At 69.2% G+C, this 20505-nt stretch carries 22 protein-coding genes and 1 pseudogene; 12 read left to right on the top strand and 11 right to left on the bottom strand.

Annotated features, from left to right (window positions below; translation table 11 throughout):
* The first annotated feature begins 6 nt into the window (after positions 1-6).
* Both FH610_RS02515 and FH610_RS02520 read left to right on the top strand, forming a co-directional pair.
* Complete coding sequence (locus FH610_RS02515; RefSeq protein WP_139572544.1) at positions 7-687, top strand: CHAP domain-containing protein; 681 nt, start codon at positions 7-9, stop codon at positions 685-687.
* Positions 688-801: 114 nt separating this feature from the next.
* A complete protein-coding gene (locus FH610_RS02520; protein ID WP_139572545.1) occupies positions 802-1149 on the top strand; it encodes an ArsR/SmtB family transcription factor in 348 nt (115 codons plus the stop codon).
* 196 nt (positions 1150-1345) lie between these two features.
* On the opposite strand, the gene FH610_RS02525 is transcribed toward FH610_RS02520, so the two are convergent.
* From FH610_RS02525 to FH610_RS02545, 4 genes are all read right to left on the bottom strand, one after another.
* Entirely contained in the window at positions 1346-3730 is a 2385-nt protein-coding gene (locus tag FH610_RS02525) for an ATP-binding cassette domain-containing protein (protein WP_205825477.1), read from the bottom strand.
* A 150-nt stretch (positions 3731-3880) separates the two neighbouring features.
* Positions 3881-4291 (bottom strand): VOC family protein, encoded by a 411-nt coding sequence (locus FH610_RS02530; RefSeq protein ID WP_139572546.1) that lies wholly within the window; start codon positions 4289-4291, stop codon positions 3881-3883.
* 5 nt (positions 4292-4296) lie between these two features.
* The gene (locus FH610_RS02535; protein ID WP_420813646.1) at positions 4297-4755 is read right to left on the bottom strand and encodes a helix-turn-helix transcriptional regulator; all 459 of its coding nucleotides are present in this window, start codon (positions 4753-4755) and stop codon (positions 4297-4299) included.
* Positions 4756-5016: 261 nt separating this feature from the next.
* A complete protein-coding gene (locus FH610_RS02545) occupies positions 5017-5646 on the bottom strand; it encodes an LUD domain-containing protein (RefSeq protein WP_139572547.1) in 630 nt (209 codons plus the stop codon).
* A 158-nt stretch (positions 5647-5804) separates the two neighbouring features.
* Here FH610_RS02545 and sigJ point away from each other — a divergent pair, with 158 nt between their 5' ends.
* On the top strand, positions 5805-6743 hold the full coding sequence (sigJ, locus tag FH610_RS02550; RefSeq protein ID WP_139572548.1) for an RNA polymerase sigma factor SigJ: 939 nt from the start codon (positions 5805-5807) through the stop codon (positions 6741-6743).
* A 145-nt stretch (positions 6744-6888) separates the two neighbouring features.
* Entirely contained in the window at positions 6889-8172 is a 1284-nt protein-coding gene (locus tag FH610_RS02555) for a serine hydrolase domain-containing protein (RefSeq protein ID WP_139572549.1), read from the top strand.
* Between the two features lie 11 nt (positions 8173-8183).
* On the opposite strand, the gene FH610_RS42670 is transcribed toward FH610_RS02555, so the two are convergent.
* The gene (locus FH610_RS42670; RefSeq protein ID WP_161627892.1) at positions 8184-8354 is read right to left on the bottom strand and encodes a hypothetical protein; all 171 of its coding nucleotides are present in this window, start codon (positions 8352-8354) and stop codon (positions 8184-8186) included.
* 159 nt (positions 8355-8513) lie between these two features.
* The gene (locus tag FH610_RS02560) at positions 8514-9233 is read right to left on the bottom strand and encodes a DUF2306 domain-containing protein (RefSeq protein WP_139572550.1); all 720 of its coding nucleotides are present in this window, start codon (positions 9231-9233) and stop codon (positions 8514-8516) included.
* Positions 9234-9336: 103 nt separating this feature from the next.
* Here FH610_RS02560 and FH610_RS02565 point away from each other — a divergent pair, with 103 nt between their 5' ends.
* Positions 9337-10077 carry a TetR/AcrR family transcriptional regulator gene (locus tag FH610_RS02565; RefSeq protein ID WP_139572551.1) on the top strand — a complete coding sequence of 247 codons (741 nt, stop codon included), beginning with the start codon at positions 9337-9339 and terminating at the stop codon, positions 10075-10077.
* A 6-nt stretch (positions 10078-10083) separates the two neighbouring features.
* On the opposite strand, the gene FH610_RS02570 is transcribed toward FH610_RS02565, so the two are convergent.
* Positions 10084-10281: a hypothetical protein gene (locus FH610_RS02570; protein ID WP_139572552.1), complete on the bottom strand. Its 198-nt coding sequence runs from the start codon at positions 10279-10281 to the stop codon at positions 10084-10086.
* Positions 10282-10456: 175 nt separating this feature from the next.
* Here FH610_RS02570 and FH610_RS02575 point away from each other — a divergent pair, with 175 nt between their 5' ends.
* On the top strand, positions 10457-10750 hold the full coding sequence (locus FH610_RS02575) for a metallophosphoesterase family protein (protein ID WP_205825478.1): 294 nt from the start codon (positions 10457-10459) through the stop codon (positions 10748-10750).
* A gap of 248 nt (positions 10751-10998) precedes the next feature.
* On the opposite strand, the gene FH610_RS02580 is transcribed toward FH610_RS02575, so the two are convergent.
* The 3 genes from FH610_RS02580 to FH610_RS45060 all read right to left on the bottom strand — a co-directional run bounded on the left by FH610_RS02580 (position 10999) and on the right by FH610_RS45060 (position 13560).
* Entirely contained in the window at positions 10999-12591 is a 1593-nt protein-coding gene (locus tag FH610_RS02580; protein WP_240808708.1) for a multicopper oxidase family protein, read from the bottom strand.
* Positions 12592-13074: 483 nt separating this feature from the next.
* Positions 13075-13302 (bottom strand): tyrosine-type recombinase/integrase, encoded by a 228-nt coding sequence (locus FH610_RS45565; RefSeq protein WP_139572778.1) that lies wholly within the window; start codon positions 13300-13302, stop codon positions 13075-13077.
* 123 nt (positions 13303-13425) lie between these two features.
* Positions 13426-13560 carry a hypothetical protein gene (locus FH610_RS45060; RefSeq protein WP_276607617.1) on the bottom strand — a complete coding sequence of 45 codons (135 nt, stop codon included), beginning with the start codon at positions 13558-13560 and terminating at the stop codon, positions 13426-13428.
* 143 nt (positions 13561-13703) lie between these two features.
* Between FH610_RS45060 and FH610_RS02590 the strand changes: the two genes are divergently transcribed.
* The 3 genes from FH610_RS02590 (at position 13704) to FH610_RS02600 (ending at position 16907) form a co-directional block, all read left to right on the top strand.
* Positions 13704-15005, top strand: a complete 1302-nt coding sequence (locus tag FH610_RS02590; RefSeq protein WP_139572554.1) for a hypothetical protein — start codon at positions 13704-13706, stop codon at positions 15003-15005.
* A 22-nt stretch (positions 15006-15027) separates the two neighbouring features.
* The gene (locus FH610_RS02595) at positions 15028-16044 is read left to right on the top strand and encodes a DUF4132 domain-containing protein (RefSeq protein ID WP_161627893.1); all 1017 of its coding nucleotides are present in this window, start codon (positions 15028-15030) and stop codon (positions 16042-16044) included.
* A gap of 113 nt (positions 16045-16157) precedes the next feature.
* A complete protein-coding gene (locus FH610_RS02600) occupies positions 16158-16907 on the top strand; it encodes a tyrosine-type recombinase/integrase (RefSeq protein ID WP_205825479.1) in 750 nt (249 codons plus the stop codon).
* 270 nt (positions 16908-17177) lie between these two features.
* Here FH610_RS02600 and FH610_RS02605 read toward each other — a convergent pair whose 3' ends face one another.
* Positions 17178-18005, bottom strand: coding sequence for a MarR family winged helix-turn-helix transcriptional regulator (locus tag FH610_RS02605; protein WP_205825480.1), 828 nt, complete (start codon positions 18003-18005; stop codon positions 17178-17180).
* A gap of 286 nt (positions 18006-18291) precedes the next feature.
* On the opposite strand from FH610_RS02605, the gene FH610_RS43505 reads away from it, so the two are divergent.
* The 3 genes and pseudogenes from FH610_RS43505 (at position 18292) to FH610_RS02625 (ending at position 19874) form a co-directional block, all read left to right on the top strand.
* Entirely contained in the window at positions 18292-18630 is a 339-nt protein-coding gene (locus tag FH610_RS43505; RefSeq protein ID WP_205825481.1) for a hypothetical protein, read from the top strand.
* A 129-nt stretch (positions 18631-18759) separates the two neighbouring features.
* A pseudogene (locus FH610_RS02620) lies at positions 18760-19012 on the top strand (IS5/IS1182 family transposase); the annotation flags it as partial.
* Between the two features lie 445 nt (positions 19013-19457).
* Positions 19458-19874 carry a hypothetical protein gene (locus FH610_RS02625; protein ID WP_139572556.1) on the top strand — a complete coding sequence of 139 codons (417 nt, stop codon included), beginning with the start codon at positions 19458-19460 and terminating at the stop codon, positions 19872-19874.
* The last annotated feature ends 631 nt before the right edge of the window (positions 19875-20505 follow it).

Consider the following 20505-nt stretch of genomic DNA (forward strand, 5'->3'; position numbering starts at 1 on the left):
CCCACCATGCACGTCCTCAACACCTGTCTTCGCGCTGCCCTCGCGGGCGGGGCACTCGCCTCGGCGGTGCTGATCGCGTCGCCGGCCGCGCACGCGGACAACCCGACCACCGGCAAGGGCCCGGCGGCCGCGAAGTCCATGTCCGAGATCGCCTCCACGCTGCCCAAGGTCAGCGCGACCGACGTGCTGACCCTGGCCAGGAGCCAGGTCGGGATCAGCGAGAACGCCAACGGCGGCGGGACCAAGTTCCAGCAGTGGTACATGTCCACTCCCCGCGCCCGTGAGACCCTCGCCCGCGACGGCGGCACGCTCAAGGGCTACCTCAACGCGGCCTGGTGCGACATGTTCGTCTCGTGGGTGGGACAGCAGCTCGGCATCGGTCCGGTCATGGGCTCCGACGCCTACACCGTGGAGCACGCCCGCTGGTTCGCCGACCACGGCCGCTGGGGCCGCACGCCCAAGCCGGGCGCGGTGGTGTTCTTCAACTGGAACGGCAGCAAGGACATCGACGACGTCGAGCACGTCGGGTTCGTCGTCAAGGACAACGGCGACGGCACGATCCGGACAATCGAGGGCAACACCGGCGACGGAGGTGCCGTCGAGGCCCGCACCCGTCCCACCTGGCAGGTGGCCGGATATGGCTACCCGATGTATCCCGGCGACGCCTCCGCCTCTGCCTCCTCCTGACGGACGACGGCCCCGAAGCGCGCCGGTGATCCCGGCGCGCTTCGCCGTCCCCGCCGAGAGCGTCCGGCTCCCTCCAAATTGACCTATATAAGCGTGAGCTGCGAGCCTGGCGGCATGCACGCGTTCGACGTCCTCGGCGATCCGGTGCGCCGCCGGATCCTGGAACTGCTCGCCGAGGGAGAGCGCCCCGCCGGGGAGATCGGCGCGATCGTGCAGGAGGAGTTCGGGATCTCCCAGCCCGGGGTGTCCCAGCACCTGCGCGTGCTGCGGGAAAGCGGATTCGCGACGGTCCGGGCCGAGGGCACCCGGCGCCTGTACGCCGTCGACCCCACGCCGCTGCGCGAGGTCGACACCTGGCTCGACCACTTCCGCCGCTTCTGGAATCAGCGCCTGGACGCCCTGGGCACCGAACTCGCCCGCGGCAGGCGGGAGCGCCGCCCGCGGGACGACGCCAGTCCGTGAATCGGAATCGGCCGACGGTCAGCCGCGCCGAGAATACTCGGCTTCTGTCAGGTGGCGAGGCGGGTGATCGCGGCGACCGACCGGTCCACGTCCGCCTCGGTCGTGGTGGCGTTCGACACCGAGATCCGCATCAGCCGTCGTCCCCGCCAGGTCGTGCCGCTCCTCCCCCGCGATCACCCGGATCGGCGGCGCGAGGTCAGGCGCCGACGTAGGCCGCGAGGTGCTGGCCGGTGAGGGTGGAGCGGGCGGCGACGAGGTCGGCCGGCGTGCCCTCGAAGACGATCCGGCCGCCGTCGTGACCGGCGCCGGGACCGAGGTCGATGATCCAGTCGGCGTGCGCCATGACCGCCTGGTGGTGCTCGATCACGATGACCGACTTGCCGGAGTCGACCAGCCGGTCGAGCAGCCCGAGCAGTTGCTCGACGTCGGCGAGGTGGAGGCCGGCGGTCGGCTCGTCGAGGACGTAGACGCCGCCCTTGTCGGCCATGTGGGTGGCCAGCTTGAGCCGCTGCCGCTCGCCGCCGGACAGCGTGGTGAGCGGCTGGCCGAGGGTGAGGTAGCCGAGCCCGACGTCGGCGAGGCGGTCGAGGATGGCGCGCGCGGCGGGCGTGCGCGCATCACCGGAGCCGAAGAACTCCTGGGCCTCGGCCACCGGCATCGCGAGCACCTCGCTGATGTCCCGCCCGCCGAGCTTGTGCTCCAGCACCGCCGCCTGGAACCGCTTCCCCTCGCACTCCTCGCAGGTGGTGGAGACCCCCGCCATCATCGCCAGGTCAGTGTAGATGACGCCGGCGCCGTTGCAGGTGGGGCAGGCGCCCTCGGAGTTCGCGCTGAACAGTGCCGGCTTCACGCCGTTGGCCTTGGCGAACGCCTTACGGATCGGGTCGAGCAGTCCGGTGTACGTCGCCGGGTTGCTCCGCCGCGAGCCGCGGATCCCGCCCTGGTCGACCGACACCACATCCGCGCCGGCGGGGACCGACCCGTGGATGAGCGAGCTCTTGCCCGACCCGGCGACTCCGGTGACGACGACGAGCACCCCGAGCGGGATGTCGACGTCGACGTCGCGCAGGTTGTTCGCCGTCGCGCCGCGGATCTCCAGCGTGCCGGTGGGCTTGCGCACCGTCTCCTTGAGAGAGGCCCGGTCGTCGAAATGGCGGCCGGTGATGGTGCCGCTGGTCCGCAGCCCCTCGACGGTGCCCTCGAAGCAGACCATGCCGCCCGCCGTGCCGGCGCCGGGACCGAGGTCGACGACGTGGTCGGCGATCGCGATCATCTCCGGCTTGTGCTCCACGACCAGCACCGTGTTGCCCTTGTCCCGCAGCCGCAGCAGCAGATCGTTCATCCGCTGGATGTCGTGAGGGTGCAGGCCCGTCGTGGGCTCGTCGAAGACGTAGGTGACGTCGGTCAGCGAGGAGCCGAGGTGGCGGATCATCTTGACGCGCTGCGCCTCACCGCCCGACAGCGTGCCCGACGCGCGGTCGAGCGACAGGTAGCCCAGCCCGATCTCCACGAACGAGTCGAGGAGCTGCTGCAACGCGGTGAGCAGCGGCGCGACCGACGGCTCGTCGAGGCCGCGGACCCAGTCGGCCAGGTCGCTGATCTGCATCGCGCAGGCGTCGGCGATGCTGATCTCCTTGATCCTGGATGACCGGGCGGCCTCGCTGAGCCGGGTGCCGCCGCACTCGGGGCAGGTGGTGAACTTCACCGCCCGCTCCACGAACGCCCGGACGTGCGGCTGCAACGCCTCCTTGTCCTTGGACAGCATCGACTTCTGGATGCGCGGAATCAGACCCTCGTAGGTGAGGTTGATGTTGTCGACCTTGATCTTGGTCGGCTCCTTGTAGAGCAGGTCGTGGAGCTCGGCCTTGGTGAACTTGCGGATCGGCTTGTCCGGGTCGAAGAAACCGCAGCCGCTGAAGATGCGGCCGTACCAGCCGTCGACGCTGTAGCCGGGGATCGTGAGCGCGCCCTCGTTCAGGGACTTGGAGTCGTCGTACAGCTGGGACAGGTCGATGTCGGAGGTCCGGCCCAGGCCTTCGCAGCGCGGGCACATGCCGCCGGTGATGCTGAACTCGCGCCGCTCCTTCACGGTCTTGCCGTCGCGCTCGAACTTGACCGCGCCCGCCCCGCTGATCGAGGCGACGTTGAAGGAGAACGCCTGGGGCGAGCCGATGTGCGGCTTGCCGAGCCGGCTGAACAGGATGCGCAGCATCGCGTTGGCGTCGGTGACGGTGCCGACCGTGGAGCGGGGGTTGGGGCCCATCCGCTCCTGATCGACGACGATCGCGGTCGTCAGCCCGTCGAGCACGTCGACCTCGGGACGAGACAGCGTCGGCATGAAACCCTGCACGAACGCGGAGTAGGTCTCGTTGATCAGCCGCTGGGATTCGGCGGCGATCGTGCTGAACACCAGCGAGCTCTTGCCCGAGCCGGAGACACCGGTGAACACCGTGAGCCGGCGCTTCGGGATCTCGATGCTGACGTCCTTGAGGTTGTTCTCGCGAGCGCCGTAGACGCGGATCAGGTCGTGGGTGTCGGCAACGTGCAGCGCAGGGGACTGCGCGTCCGTCCTCGTGGCCATGCTTATCGTGTTCTCCATGTGTTCGGGCGGGGCCGCCTCAGCGGTCTCCGTCGGCGTCGCCAGGCTCGATCTAACCAGCATCGAGCGGTATGTCTGGCTCTCTTCACCCGGCGCGGGGGGACGAGGAACCAGCCGTGCGGCGTGGCCGGTTCAGCGCAGTTCGTTGATACGGATCATGTTGCCGGCGGGATCGCGGAAGGCGCAGTCGCGAACCCCGTATGGCTGCTCGATCGGCTCCTGCACGACCTCTGCGCCGCCGGCCTGCAGCCGCTCGAAGAGGCCGTCGAGGTCGTCGACGGCCAGGGTGATCATGGCGTAGGTGCCCTTGGCCATCATCTCGGCGATGGTGCGGCGCTCGTCGTCGGTGACGCCGGGGTTGCCACCGGGCGGGTACAGGACGATGGACGTGCCGGGCTGGTTGACGGGGCCGACCGTGATCCAGCGCATCCCGCCGTAACCGACGTCGTTACGGACCTCGAACCCGAGGACGTCGCGGTAGAAGGCCAGGGCCGTGTCGGGGTCGTCGTGCGGGAGGAAGGTCGAGTGAATGGTGACGTCCATGGCAGTCACGCTAGCTGCGGCTCGGTGACTCGTGCTTCTCGATTCCTGACAGGCCGGGTCACCTGTTTCGCGACGCACGGTGGCATTCCGGCCGTCGCACTCGCCGCCTGGCGCCGGTAGGTGCTGGGCGGCACACCGACCAGCTCGGTGAAGCGGGTGCTGAAGGTGCCGAGCGACGAGCAGCCGACCGCGAAACAGACCTCGGTGACGCTCATGTCGCCACGACGGAGCAGCGCCATCGCGCGCTCGATCCGCCGCGTCATCAGATAGCTGTAGGGCGACTCCCCGTAGGCGAGCCGGAACTGGCGGCTGAGGTGCCCGGCGGACATGTGCACGCCGCGGGCGAGCGCCTCGACGTCCAGCGGCTGGGCGTACTCACGGTCGATCCGGTCACGGACTCGGCGCAGCAGCGCGAGATCGCGCAGATGCTGTTCCGAGGCGGGTTTGCTGCTCACGCCAGAAATCGTACGTCGCGCCACCGACAATTCGGCGTGCCGGGCAACCCACACCTGCCGCCTGACCTGCGGCGCGGCCGGATCACCGCGACACCGCGCCCTCAGACCTGTGCCCATCCCGTGGTGTCGCGCGAGTGGCAGGACCTCGCGTTCGATGTCGCGGTGAGGACCGAGTAGGGCGGCTGCTTGGTGCGGAACCGTTCCAGGCCGCGCCGCTCGGCGACCCACTGGGCTTCGACGGTGTCGGAAGCGGCGAGGAACGCTGGTGGTTCAGTATCCGACGGCTTCGCGGAGCAGCAGGACGGTGCCGCGCCCGGGGTGGGGTTCTGCGTTGAGGATGAGAAGGCGGTTGAGGGCACTGGGCTGCCCGTAGACCTTCATGGCGCGCTCGTTCTCCAGCGGAAGACAGTGGTCTTCGACGCGCCGCAGCGCGGTGCCCAGGTCGGGTACCACCTTCTGCGCCCCGACGATCCAGATCGCGCGGGCCGCGGCGCCCGAGTAGCCGGCCAGCTGGCTTCCGATCGCCGAGGCGGCCACAAGGGCTCCGGTCTCGGTGACCGCGGCGACGCTGCCCACAATGACGTCGGGGCAGGCGATCATCCGCCAGATCTCGGCCGATTGGGTGGCGCGGTCCATGGTCCTGCTGCGTGCCTTGACGGACTCGTATCGCCCGCTGCTGTTGATGTCCTCATCGATGCCGGACAGGCGGAGGGTCTCGCTGGCCCCGGTGAACACGGTGGCACCCTCCGGTATCAGCTCTTTGACGCGGGTACGCGCGGCGGCGGCGTCGTCCAGGATCTCGACGGTGAAACCGTGTGCGGTCAGCGCAGCGGCCGCCCGCTCCAGGCGCTGCGCGGGCGCCGGGTCGGCGAACGGCGTCGCCGGCATTGAGGTAGTCATGATGTCTGTGCGCTTCCTGTTCGCTGGATCTCGTGTTCGTCTCAGCGGTTCGACAACACAGCCCCCCTGAATGTGAGGCGACGCACCGGCCTCACATTCCGGTGCGCTGTCTTGTCGAGCTGGTGAGGGCAGAAGCGACCAAGGGAGCCGTCGGCACCATGACCACCCGATTCCGGCCAGGACACGGCCGGCCCGATCCCGGCCTGGACGCGATCACGAGCGAGCGGCACCAGCTGATCAATGTCGCCTACCGGCTCCTGGGCTCCCTGGCCGAGGCCGAGGACGCCGTCCAAGAGACCTACGCCCGCTGGTATGCCATGTCCGCGCAGCAGCAGGACGCCATCGAATCCCCCGGCGCCTGGCTGACGACGGTCGCCAGCCGCATCTGCCTCAACCTGCTCGGCTCCGCCCGGGCCCGGCGAGAGACCTACGTCGGCGAATGGATCCCCGAGCCGCTACCCGAACATACGGAGCGGAGCACCGGGCGGCCGGGCGGCACCACCCTCGACCCGGCCGACCGGGTCACCCTGGACGAGTCGGTCAACCTGGCCTTCCTCGTCGTGCTCGAATCGATGACCCCGGCCGAGCGCGTCGCGTTCATCCTGCACGACGTCTTCTGCCACTCCTTCGCCGAAGTGGCCGAGATCGTCGGCCGCACCCCGGCCGCATGCCGTCAGCTGGCCTCCTCGGCCCGCCGCCGCATCCGGGCCTCGCAGCCATCCGCGACTCCGGCAGTCCAGCGCGCCGGCATCGTCAGGGACTTCAAGCAGGCATGGGAAGCCAAGGACATCGACGCCCTCATCGGCCTGCTCGACCCCGACGCCACGGCGGTCGCCGACGGCGGAGGCCTCGCCACCACCTTCCTGCACCCCATCGAAGGCGGCGAGCGGATCGCGCACGCCTGGGTCGAAATCGCCCGCCGGAGGCCCGGCAACATGACGTTCCTGGAGCGTACGGTCAACGGTCAGCCCGGCCTGGTGGCCCAGCAGGACGGCGTCACCGTGACGGTGTACGCGTTCGACGTCGCGGGCGATCGGATCAAGCGCATCTGGGCCGTACGCAACCCCGAGAAACTCCGTCGCTGGACGGCGGGCTGACGCGCGTCTCGACACCACTGGTCCGCTCATAGCCGCCACCCAGCAGCGGAACACCTTCAAGGCATGTGGATGTCACACTAAAGCCCGATCTTCGGTCTTTAGTGTCGTCCACAGTGTCATCCGACCGGAGAACGGGGATCGACTCATGCTGACTCGCAGGGATTCGCTGCGCCTGCTCGCGGGCGCCGTCGTGGGAGCCGCCGCACTACCCGCCCGGCAGGCGGCGGCCGCCGTACTGCCCGCCCGCTCGGCGATCGCGACCGACACTCCTCCTCCCTGGACCGTCACCGGCTCGAGTTCGTCGTCGCTACAGGGCTTCGACGACCTGATGAGAAGTGTCATGGAGGCGCAGAAGATCTCGTACGCCTCGCTCGCCGTGGTGCGGCAGGGCAAGCTGATGCTCGCGCGGGGATACAACTCCACGTCGGGCCCCGCCCTGGCCCAGCCGACGACGTTGTTCCGCCTGGCCAGCGTGAGCAAGCCGGTCACGGCCACCGCGATCATGAAGCTGGTCCAGGACGGCAGGCTCAGCCTGTCGGCCACGGTGGCGCCGATGCTGGGGCTCAGCACGGCCGCCGACTCCCGCCTCGGTAACGTCACCGTGCTCCACCTGCTGCACCATCTCGGCGGCTGGGATCGCGGCGCATCCGGGATCGATCCGATGTACCGGGCGGATTTCACCGTCAGCGGCGCACTCCACGTGCCGCTGCCGGTGACGCAGGCGAACATCATGGACTTCATGTCGGCGCGCGTGCTGGACTTCGACCCCGGCTCGAAGTACGTCTACTCGAACTACGGTTACATGCTGCTCGGCAAGGTCATCGAGAAGGTCACCGGCCTGCCGTACGCGACCTACGTCCAGCAGAACGTGCTCGCCCCGGCGAAGATCACCCGTATGGTGCAGGGCCGCACGGCGCAGAACCTGCGGCGGTCCACGGAGATCACCTACTACTCGGACTACAGCGACACGACCGTGCTGGACAACTCCGGGGCCCAGGTGCCGATGCCGTATGGGACGTTCAACCTCGAGAACATGGCCGCGCACGGCGCCTGGCTCTCCTCGGCCGTCGACATGGCGAAGTTCACCACGATCTTCGATGCTCCCGGCCTGCTCACCTCGTCGACGATCGGGCAGATGTTCGCCCCGCCCCCCGCCAATGTCCCCTGGAGCGAGTGGTACTACGGCAAGGGCTGGTCGGTCCGTCCCACAAACGGCGCCCTGAACACCTGGCACGACGGGACGTATCCCGGCACCTCCACCCTCATGGTCCGGCGGTATGACGGGCTGAGCTGGGTCGTGCTCTTCAATCGGTGGAACGACGCCACGGAGCGGAGCTTCACCGATGACATCGACTACCCGTTGCACGTGGTGGCCGACAAGATCACCGATTGGCCGACCACGGACCTCTTCCCCTCCTACGGCCTGTGACCCTCGCCTGATCAGCCGCAGCGTGTGCCCTTGGCGGGGACCGTCCCGCCGAGCAGGTACGCGTTGACCTCGTCCACGCGCCCGCGCTGATCGCCGTCGGTGTGGAGATCGGGGTGTTTCTCCAGCCGCCGGGCCGGCTCCACGGCCTGCCCGACCGAGGGCCGGCGGTGCTGTCGACACACAGCACCGCCGGCAGCGAGAACTGCAGGGTCGAGTAGCTGCCGTCCGGCGTACTGGTCGGCCAATCTGTGCGCAGTTCGGGCCCTCCGCGAACGCGAACGCCCCGGAACCGGCGGCGGCGGTTTCGGGGCGGGCGGTAGTTCCGGGATCGACCTCCGGGATCAGGTCGCGAGCGCGGTGCGGCGGCCGCGGCGGGCCACCTCGCGCTCCAGATACCACTCCACGGTCAGCAGTGGGATGGTCCAGCCGAGCCAGCCGGACAGCCCGGAGATCGTCCACGCCATCAGGTCGGGGTCGCCGTGGAAGACGGTGTCCTGCAGCGGGGGCAGGGCGGTGATCAGGATCCCGGTCCACACCCGGTTGGTGATGATGGAGTAGGTCAGCACGGCGCTGCGCAGCATCCAGCGCCGGTGGTCTGCGTACCGGCGGGCGCGGGCGGCGCGCCAGCCCGCCACGGTGAAGGCGAGCCACAGCAAGGCGAGGAGCACGTCGCTGACCGCGAGGAACAGCCCGAACGGGCTGCGCGCCCCGATGACCACGCCGGTCAGCCCGGCCGGCAGCACCCCGGCGAACACGTAGACCCGCCCGGCGCGCCGGTGCCCCACCGGGTGCCTTCGGCGGAACCACGGCCACACCTGGAAGAACCCGGTGACCATGGCGACCGAGGCGAACAGCACGTGCGCCACGAGCAGCGGGTAGTGCAGGCCGAACCCCTCTGGCTGCGGCACCCGGGACAGCGACGGGTCCCCGGTCAGGTACGGCGGCAGCGAGAACGCGAGGAACCCGGCCGTGACCAGGCCGAGCGGCACCGTCCAGCGGCGCCGCCACCACGGACGCCGGCGGGCCGATAGCGGCGGAGGACTGTCGATCGTCGTGTGCATGACGGCTCCAAGGGGGTCGGCGGAGTAGATGCGTATGCCATACGCTTAATGCGTACCATATACGCAAAGCGTAGGCCATACGCAAACTGGTAAGCTCCCTGGAATGCCGGACGACATCGGAGACGAGCTGCCGCACGCGCTGAACGTGCTGTGGGGGCGGGCCAAGCCGAAGGGGCGGGGACGCACGCCCGCGCTCAGCCTGGAGCGGATCGTGGCGGCGGCCATCGCCCTCGCCGACGAGGAGGGCCTGGCCGCGCTGTCCATGGCCCGGCTCGCCGAACGGCTCGGCTGTGCGCCCATGTCGCTGTACCGGCACGTGGCAGGCAAGGACGACCTGCAGCTGTTCATGCTGGACGCCGCGCCCGGCCCGCCGCCGGAGTTCGGCACGGCGCCGGCCGACTGGCGCGGCTCACTCACCCGCTGGGCCGTCGAGCTGCTCGGCGTCTACCTGCGGCATCCGTGGATCGTCCAGCTGGTGAGCGCCCCGCCGATGGATCCCGGCCAGCTCGCCTGGCTGGACGCCGCGCTGCGCTCCCTCGGCGGCACCCCGCTGGACTGGCGGGCCCGGTTCTCGGTGGTCATGCTGGTGCTGCACTACGTGCGCGGCGCGGCCCAGCTCCGGACGTCCGCGACCGCCGCACCAGAGGAAATGGCCGACGGGGCGTACACCGCCCTGCTCACCGAGCTCGCCGACCCCGGCCGGTTCCCGGCGCTGGCCCGCGCCGTCGAGGCCGGGGTGTTCGCCCCCCACCCGGAGGCCGGTCCGGACGACGACTTCCGCGCTGGCCTGGACCACCTGCTCGACGGGGTGGGAGTGGCGATCGAACGCGCCGCCCGGGCCTGAGCCCGGTCAGCCGGACGGCGCGGCACGGCAGGAGGCGCGGACCTTCAGCTCGGGCAGCAGTTCGACGTGGTGGACCGGCAGCGCGGACCCGCTGCGAAGGCGGCGCAGCAGGAGTTCCACGGCCGTCGCGCCGACGGCTCGCTTGGGAGCCGGCGCGCGGTCCCGCGCACCGAACGCCCGATCTCCTCGACGACGAGCTCGCACCCGCGAAGTCTGCGACGGGGCGTAAAGGAGGGCCGGCAGCCCGGGTCGCGAGGGCGGCGCCGGGCCGGAATCGGTGAGATGCGCGCCCGCCCGTGAGCGCATCACTCTCGGGCGGAAGGTGCCCCGGGCGATCGCCCGGGGCGTCAGGTGAGGACTAAAAAAGCGGAACGGCACGGTGAAGGACGCCCAGGGAAGGACGATCGTGGTGGGCGGCGCCGCGTACATCGCCGCCCACCTGAAGAACCTGCGGCAGGGCCACGACAACTCCATCACCTTCACCACGGGCGACGACTTCAGCGGCTGGCCGGTCGAGGTGGCCTGCCACCAGGACGAGCCCACCGTCGAGTTCCTCAACTCCATCGGCGTGGAGTTCGCCGCGGTGGGCAACCACGAGCTCGACCGGATTGCCCGCGTGCTGGCCCGCCACTTGGGAACCGATGAGGACGGCGTGCTGCGGGGCGGCCGGTAAGCGGCCACCCCATCGCGAACGCGCGGGTCAACCCGCGACCAGACCCCAGCTGCAGCTCGAACACGCAGGATTGAGAATCCTTACCGTTCAATCCTGCGCGGACCCTCCTCGACACCGGTCTCGGCCGGTGCTGGGGCGACGAAGGTCCTGACCAACATGCTCATCGAGGTCAGTTCGGCCAGCCGCCCGCGGCCAGATTCGGCTCGTTCGCCCTGGTCCCCGTCCGCGGGCCCCCGCGGCGGACCGACTCAGGTCACTTCGATGTTGGCCATCATGGCCATGTCCTCGTGTTCCAGGTTGTGGCAGTGGAACACGTATCGGCCGCGGTACCCGTTGAAGCGAACGACGATCTCCACCTCGTCCTCGGGTCGCATGTCCACCGTGTCCTTCCAGCCGGCGTCATAGGGTCCCGGCTTGCCCCCATTACGGCTGAGCACCTGGAAGTGACCGAGATGGATGTGCACTGGATGATCCGCGTTGGTGGTGATCAGCCATCGTTCCGTGGCGCCGAGGCTGACCTGGGCGTCGATCCGGTTCGGATCGAACGCCTGGCCGTTGATCGTCCAGGTCTCGTAATGGGAGCCGCTCCGGGAGAACTTCATCCTGCGGGTGATGGTGGACGGCGGCGACGGCTGTTCGAGGTCGGCCAGCCGCGGCGGCACCGTGCTGTCGTCCCTGGCCTTCCGGACCACATGGAACCGCATCACGTGGCCGGTCGAGCCCGTCCCGTACCTGTTGACCAGGGTGACCTGGGTGCCGACGGGATAGGAGCCGAAGTCAACCACGACGTCGAAGCGTTCGGCGGGGGCGATGTCGATCGCTTCATGGTCGATCGGCCGGCCGAGCAGGCCTACATCGCTGCCGACCTGGACGAACGCGGTGCCCGACGGCGGGGGCGGGTCCAAGGCGAGCTGGTAGCGCCGCGCGTTCGAGGCGTTGAGCAGCCGGAACCGGTACCGGACCGCGGCCACCTCAAGCACCGGCCACGGTGCGCCGTTGACCAGGATGACGTCGCCCAGCACGCCCTTCATGAAGTCGGACGTCACACCCGGTTCACCGGTCAGGGATGAGTCGATCGACGGGTAGTGGAACGAGCCGTCGGCGGCGAACGCCCGGTCGCAGATCATCAACGGCACGTCGCGTTCCCGGCGGGGCAGCGGTAGCGCTTCCTCCACGGCGTCGTGCACCAGATGAAATCCGGCGAGGCCCCGGTACACCTGCGGGCCGGTGAAGTCCATCCGATGATCGTGGTACCACAGGGTCGCGGCCGGCTGGCCGAGCGGGTAGGCGTAGTCGAAGCTCCCGTGGGCGATCGCGCCGGCCGACCCGGCCGACCTCCCGCCGACCGGAAGGACCACGTCGGTCGGGTATCCGTCGTAGCGTGAGGGAGTCACCCCGCCATGCAGATGGGTCACGGTCGGCACCGGCAACTCGTTGCGGTGCCTGACGACGACCTGCCGGCCGCTGCGCGACTCGATCGTCGGCCCCGGGAATCGACCGTCGTAGCCCCAGACCTCGGTGCTGTATCCGGGCAGGATCCCGGCCCGGCCGGGCCGCTGGGTGATCTCGTAGTAGTCAGTGGTGGCATCGGTGCGGACCGGCCTCAGCACCGGCGGCACCGGTAGCGGACTGGTGAACGGCTCCGGCAGCCGCGCATCGCTGCGCAGCAATCTGCCCGTGCTGTTCTTGTCGTCGCCGTGCCTGTCGTCGCCGTGCCTGTCGCTGTGGCTGCCGTGGTCTCGCTGATCGCTCGAGGTGTCGTCTGTGCGTGGCTGGCAGGCGGCCACAAGGGGGATCGCGGCCATGCCGCCGGCAAGGCCGAGCAGGTTCCTGCGCGTCATGTTCCAGGTCATACCGGCTTCCGGTCAAGGAGGGGTCAATACGCTTCTCCTTGATCACCGTAGACTGCTTATATGTAGGCTGTCTACATATGCAGCTCGGACATGGTTCAAGCGGGCGACGGACGATTGGCGCAGAAGGCGGCGACAACGTGGAATGCCCCCTCGGTTCCAGGGCACCCCCGGGTAGACCGTGCCGTGTCCTGGACGCTTCGCGCTCCAACTGGTGATGATGGTGTACGGCTACCAGACGGGCGTGCGTCCCGATCTCTCCAGAGGGCCTCAGTGAGGGCGCCGGCAGCGCGACGGTGACGTTCCTGACCGAGCGGCGCCACCGAGGGCGCGCGAGCGATGGCCGAGCGGGCGCGGCTCCCAAACTCACCAACACCGCCGGATCGGCTCAGCCCGCGCCAGAGCCACTGACCAACATGGGGTGGGACCGGAATGCGCCAGAAACCTGCCGTGACGACCCCGGGTAGCTGCTGGTCAGCCGCGTCGGCGTGGGCTGGACACCAGGCCACCGAGTACAGCGGCCAGGCCGGGTTTGACGTAGCGCTGCACGCTGCGCAGTGACTTGTGCCCGGTCTTGGCCATGATGATGTTGGCGGAGGTGTTGGCCTCGCCGAGGTGCGTGCCTGAGCCGTGTCGGAGTTGGTGCAGCCGGAGCCCGTCGGCGTAGTGGGCGAGCAGGATGCGGGCGCGGTCGTAGCCCAGCCGGACCCGCCGGTCTCAGGGCAGATGTCGCCGGGGTCGGTGGTGGCCAGGCACCAGCCGTGACAATCTGTCAGGGGTCCCGGTAGTCCTGGCCGAAAAACCAACGGATATCGCTGACCTGCGCTAACGCGGAATCGCAGCATCCGTCGTCCCCGTCGTCTTGGTGCGGTCGAGGACGCGGTAGACGGTGGCGCGACCGGTGGAGAAGACCTCCATGAGATCGGCGATGGTGTAGTCGCCGGTGGTGCGCATCCGCACCGGCTCGGCTTGCCCGGTCTGAATCGGACGAGGAGGCAGAAGCGGTTTTCGTGGAGACATGTCCGAATCAGGGCAGGGGATCTGTCGGTTCCGGCTGATATTCATGATCAACGAAAATTTCCGATCACCACTGGAGCCCTGTCATGACGTCAGCGGGCAGATGGGACCACACGGACCCGGCCACGAGGGCTGCCTACCAACGGTTCGACGAGCTCACCGAGCAGGGACTCGACCCTGGCCCCGACGTCGACTGGCGGGTTTACGGCACCTACGCGCAGATGAAGCTCTGGCTGGGGCCGGAAGGCGGCCACGACTACGACGAGCGGGTGCTGCGCGTGGTCCGGTCGGTGGCCGAGCGCGACATCGACTTCACCTACCGGGAAGCGCACCACCTCATGGAGCGGGCGGGGTATTGGGTGCGGCAGGGGCACACCCGCTATGAGGAGCTGTTCCGGATCCCGCTCGCGGCGGCCCGCCGGTTCGACTACCAGGTGCGCCGGGACCTGCTGCGCTGGCTGACGTCGGGACAGTGGCTGAAGGACGCGCGGGCGCTCCTGGCCGAGCAGGTGACCGAGCTGCTCACCGAACCCGCCGAGCACGGCCCGGCCGGGGTGGTCCGGACCGAGATGGGGGACACCGACCACTTCGCCCGCATGCTGGCCGAGGAGTATGGCCCGCGCCTGGTCGAGGTGCTGCCGCTGTTCCGCCACTGGAACACCGCCCGCTCGACCAAACCCAGCGCCCGGTGGCTGAGGAACGCCGCGCGGATGCTCACCCCCGGCGCGGTCGCCCTGGTCCGTGAGCTGCTCACGCGGCTGGTGGCCTACCGGGGCGGAGACTGGGTCGTCCGCTACGACGGCGAGGAGTGGCGGGACAAGGTCTTCCTCAAGGAGGAAACCATCGTCGTGGTGCGTGGCATCCTATGGACCTGCCAGGTCATCGACGAGCGCTGGGTGACCTCGCTCGTCACCGACGTCGCGATGACCTGCGGCACCGGCAGCAACGGGATGGGCTCCACGTGCCGCTGCGAGCCCGTCACCAACGCCGCCGTCGGCGTCCTGGCCCGCAGGGGTGGCCTCGACGTGATCGTCCCGCTGTCCAGGATTCAGGCGAAGGTGCGCGCGAGGTCCGTGCAGAGGAATCTGAGCCTTGCCCTCGACGCGGTGGCCGTCGAGAACGGGCTGACCCGCGAGCAACTGCTCGACCGGACGGTCCCCACCTTCGGCCTGGACGCCGACGGCGTCCGCGAGGAGAAGATCGGCGACTACCGGGTCAGGTTGTGCGCCGACGTGCCCGCCCTGCGCTACGTGAACGCCGCCGGCAAGACCGTCAAGTCGCTGCCGAAGGATCTGCGCGCGGAGCTGTCCGATCTGCGGGCCATCCTGAAGGAGCTCAAGCTGGCGCAGGCGGCCGAGCGGTCCCGCTTGGAACACGATTGTCCATGAACGGACGTGGCACTGGCACGAGGTGACCGAGTACTTCCTCGACCATTCCGTCACCGGCCCCTACGCCCGCACCCTGGTCTGGCAGATCGCCGGCGGCCCGGCGGCCCTGCCGGTCAAGACCGCCGACGGCTGGGAACTGGCCGGCCACCGCCCCGCCCCCGACGCCGTGGCAGGCCTGTGGCACCCGATCCACGCGACCGCCGACGAGGTGGCGGCGTGGCGCGACCATCTTCTCGAGAGTGGTGTACGCCAGCCGTTCAAGCAGGTCTTCCGCGAGCTCTACCTGCTGACCCCCGCCGAGGAGCGGACCGGCACCTTCTCCAACCGTTTCGCCGGTCACATTCTGCGCTATGGCCAGGCCCGGACCCTGCTGGGCCAGCGCGGCTGGACCGGCCGGTCAATCGGCAACTGGGACTACGAGAACGGCGGCGACCAGGGCGAGGTGACGCGCGAGCTGGCGGGCTGGCAGGCCCGCTGGGCCATGCACATCGTCTCCGCCCCCGGGGCTGAAACCACCATGCTGTGCGCCACCGAGGGCATCACCTTCCACCGCGACGGGCAACCGGCGTCGATGGCCGATCTGCCGCCGCTGGTGCTGTCGGAGATCCTCCGCGAGGCCGACCTCGCCGTAGGCGTGGCCTCGGTCGCCCGCGACGACCAGGCGCTGATCGGCCACGAACGCTATTGGCGCTCCCACGGCTTCGGCGAGCTGACGGAGACGGCCAAGACCCGGCGCGAGGTGCTGGCGCGGCTGCTGCCGAAACTGAAGATCGCCTCCCGGGTGGAGCTGACCGACAGATTCCTTCTCGTACGGGGCGACCTGAAGACGTACAAGATCCATCTGGGGTCGACGAACATCCTGATGGAGCCCAACGACGCGTACCTGTGCATCGTCCCGGCGAGCGGGCACGCGGCCGGATCGGTGTTCCTGCCGTTCGAGGACGACGGGGGGACGCTGTCGGTGATCCTTTCGAAGGCGTACCTCCTGGCCGACGACACGGCGATCACCGACCCGACGATCACCCGGCAACTCGGCTGAACGACCGCTCAGACACCGTCGTATCAGATTCCCGGGAGTTATCAACTGCCTGGGCAAACCGGGCATCCTCCCCCGGTGCCGAGTCCGGGTCGAGGAACACGGGGACAGCGCAGGTGGTAGCGGCCAAGAATCCTGATCTGGCCGACGCCACCGGCACCCGGCCCGAGATCGACCCCGACCGGGCCGGCTTCACCATCGCCCTCGACACCGCCCGCGACCTGGTCATCCAGGCCACGGGCCTGCCCCGCCCCGCCGCGGCGGCCGACGTCGCCAAGGTCCTGGCCGCGATCTGCACCCGGCGGCCGTGTAAGGACCTGCCGCTGGACCGGCTGCGCGACCGGGTGCTGTTCGAGACCGCCTACGTATGCGGCGCCCGCGCCTCCGAGGTGTGCGGCCTGTACGTGGAGGACCTGGACCTTCGCCTGGACGACGCACACGTCCGCATCTGCGGCAAGGGCGGCAGCGTGCGGACCGTCCTGTTGGACGATCGCGGCTACGTCACCCTGCTCAAGCTCTACCTGGCCCGCTCCGGCTACACCGCCGGGCCGCTGTTCCGCGCGTCCCTCAACGGGGCCGGTGGGCCGCTCTCGTACGACGCCGCCCAACCACCGCTGGCAGACCTACTGCGCTCAGGCAGCTGTCGAGATCGACATCCACCAGCTGCGTCACGCCCACGCCGACCGAGCTCATCAACGCCGGTGTGTCCATCGAGGCCGTGCGCCGCCGCCTCGGCCACGCCTCCACCGAGATCACCCAGCTGTACGCGCTGCTGGACGACAAGGTCGCCGACGCCGAGATCAGCGCCGCCCGCCGACGCCGAGATCAGCGCCGCCCGCCGACGCCGCGACCAAGCGATCCGGTGACGACAAACCGCTCAGGGCCATCGCACCCTCTTGCATCATCAGCACAGGTCAGAGATGGGTTCGTTGGAATTTCCGCGATTGCTACCGGGACCCCCGTAGGTGACCCGCCAGGCCGGTCTTCTTCTTGCCGGGCAGCCGCGTCGGCGGCCTCGCGAGCCGCCTGGCGGCGATGCCTTCGGTTACGCCAGGCGGGTGATCCCGCGCAACGACCTGCTCACCTCGGTGGCCGGGCTGGGGTCGTGGCAGTCCCCAGCAGCTTGATGCGCCCGCTCAGTTGTCGAAGGCCCATACCGCGGCGGCGATCGGCTCGAGCCCCGCGGCCAGTTCGTCGAGCTCGTCCGCACTGAGCACGTCGTACGCCGGGGCTGCCAGCTCGTCGGTGAGGGCCTCGATCCGCTGCCTGGTCTCCCGGCCGGCGTCGGTGAACCCGCCGGCGGCGTCCACGAGGCCGCGACCGCGCAGCCCGTCGACCACGGCGGTCAGCCGCGCCTTGGGCAGGTGGTGGATCCGGCCGAACTCCTCCGCCCTCATTCCGAGAGAAACAGCTATGAGGACGTGGGCCTCGGTGCCGCCGATGCCGTGGGCGAGAAGGGCGGCGTTGTGGCCGTCCCCGCGGTGCTCTCGCAGCAGCGTCGCCGCGTGCCAGAGCCTGGCCACCGGCTCCTCGGGCACGTCGAGCGCCCGCAACCCGGCGTACAGTGGTCGGCCCTCGGTCGGCGCGCTGACCGCTGCTCGGGTGGCGAGGTCGGCGGCCCGCACCAGACCGGGCGAGTCGGCGAGCTCTCCAATCATTTGCCGCAGGGCGGCGGTGCTGCCCTGTTCGCGCACGGTGATTGCCTCCTGCGGGGTGATCTTTCCCCACACCCAGGGGATGTGGCGTGCCACCTCGCCGTCGGCGAAGTTGTAGAAGACGGCGTGTACCACCTCGGCCGGTGCCGGCCCCAGCGGTGCGGCCCGGCCCGCGAAGTATCCGTCCCAGTAGTTGCGCATGCCCAGGGCCAGGAACGCCTCGTTCACCACCTCGGAGAAGGTGACGGTGGCGATCGGCTCGACGAGCTCGAACATGCGGTGGATCTTGGCTTGTGAGTGCTGCTGCATCGGTCGGCATCTCCCTTGGTCGTGACAGCTGGTCGTGACAGCGCCCTCGTGGGCGACCGTTCACCCTGGCTACGAACGACGCGGCTCAGATACGACAACTCCGGTCGATAATTTTCCGGTCGATTCTGCCGGGCAGCGTCGGGGTGTCACCTGGACTCGGTCACCGCTCGGTTGCCGCGGTCTGGTTGCTGGCTGGGCCAGGCTCGGTCGGTGCTCACCACAGGTCATGTCGGCCATCCGTCTGCGCAAAGAGCCCACGTCCGCAGATTTTGGACGCCCCTTCGTGATGGGACCCCACGAAGCTGTCAGGCTCGTGTCGTTCCTGCTGAGCGGGGCCGCGCAGCTCGATGACGGCGAGCCGGAGGTGGACCAGGCCGACATCACGGCCACCTTGACTCTCGTCCCCCAGGCCCGGGCCGAGATGGACGAGTTGGAGGCCGGTACGGCGGGCCAGCTCGGTGGTCGAAGCCGGGGCGTCCAGTTCGGTCAGCAGAAGGGCCCGCGAGCGGCCGAGCACGGCGGCGAGAGCGCCCGAGTCGTCGGCGGGACGGGGCTCCCACAGTACGCCGACGTCGCGCGCCCGGGTAGGCGAGCTGCGGCGGGTCCGGCGGCCTCACCAAGGTGAGCAGGCCCGGCCCGATGAAGGCGGAGGGAATCAGCCGCAACCCCGCACCCGCCGTCCTGCGCGACAGGGGCCTCGACCGCTGCAGGAACCGCAGAGTGTCGTCGTCCCAGCCCTGACGTCGTCCTCGGTGACCACGGCTACGACCACGACAAGTACCGCAGGCTCGTCCGGGCACTAGGCGTGCGTGCGGATCGCCCGACGCGGCACCGAGCACGGCTCCGGCCCGGGCAAACAGCGCCGGGTCGCCGAGCAGGCCATCGCACTGCTACACAGCTTCCGCAGACTGCGCATCCGCTGGGAAGTACGCGAGGACATCCACCGCGCCTTCCTCAGCCTCGGCTGCGCCCTGATCTGCTGGCGCCGCCTCAGCTCATTGCATTAGCAGCTCTTAGCCGTGGTGGGCCTCATGATGATCGCTGGATGGAGGAGACCTGAACGGCGGCTCGAGCCGCCGACGTTCAGGACCAACCTCAGGTCGCATGCCGAGGCAGTCACTGTTAACCCGCTACAGGCACATTCCGGCAAGGGCAAGTGGTTAGCTTTGCAAGCAGACAGAATGAGGTTTATGCCTGGTTAGATTTCTGAGCGTCCTCTCCTGCCGAATTACGCTCCTAGGAGATCAAGGGCGGCGCTCCGCGCCGCCTGCCGGCCCGAGCATGCGGGCCGCGCACTGCGCGTGCGGCCTGGGGCCGTTTCTCGCGCGCCCGCGCTCGGGCCACGGCGCGCCTTCACGGATCACACCCCCAGGGGCTCCAGAGCCTCACCCTAGTAGGTAGCTGCAGAATGTACCTCCACAGACCGCCGACCAAGGAGCAGCTGGGGCACTCATGTCGCATGATCGAACGCACCAGCTCTGCGTCGAGATCGGGGAACTTGTGGCCGCCCAGGCCCCAAAGCGCTGGCGAAACGCACAAGTACTTCGACGCCAGCTTGGCACCTTCAGCACCACCCTGATTACCTACACGTCAGCGTGCAGCTCCGAGCAGACACAGGACGTGGACGGCCTGGATGAGCTGTTTCATCAGCTAAAGCGAGCTGAATACAAGCCCGAAGAGGGGACCTGGTTCAGATGCCACCTTGAATACAGCCATCGCAGGAAGACGTACACGGCATCGATGCAGACCTTCGACAGGGAGTTCCCGTTCGGGGATGACCTCCAGATACCCCCCTGGGCCTGCATGGAGGAGCTCACCATGTTCCCACGCCACCCGAAGCACACGCCGCCCTGGATGACCCAGCAATGACACGACAAGAATGCCTCCGGCGGGGGCACTCCGGCTCCGTGATGATCACCAAGGTCTTGTCCATCGTGGCAGGCCGTAGATGGCTGAGGTAGGCGACCTGATCACCCCGCCCACCGTCGACCGCTCGCCATGGTGACGGTGGTCGGCATGTGGGCCTTCATCATCAGCCGGGCGGGCCATCGTCTACTGGCCCCACAGCCAGAGGCGTTCGCTTTCGCACCTGGTTCCGGACTGTCGTAGGAGCCGGAGCTACTCGATTCCATCTACCTGTCGCTTGTCATGGTCGCCACCCTCGGGCTCGCCGCGTACGCGGCCGACCACGGCCGCGCCGTCACCGGGTCCTGACCACCTGCCCGTGCCTTCGGCGCCCCGCCGCGTGATGCCTGGTCCCCCGTAACGGGAGTCAGGTCAATCGCGGAGGCCGCCATCGCCAGGTGGAGTTTCCATCAGGCGAGATGCCCTTACGCCAGAGCGGTGCGGGCACCAGACGCAGCATCGGCGTCATCAGCCGGTAGGCACCCTTTGAGGTGCTGCGGGCGCCGTCCTTCCGTGCGCCCATGGCGGTGTCCTGCGTGCGAGGGCCGCGCTCGGCGTCATAGCGGCGCAACGCGTCGTCGATGGAGATGGCCGC

Source organism: Microbispora catharanthi (assembly GCF_006334915.2).
Classification (GTDB): Bacteria; Actinomycetota; Actinomycetes; order Streptosporangiales; family Streptosporangiaceae; genus Microbispora; species Microbispora catharanthi.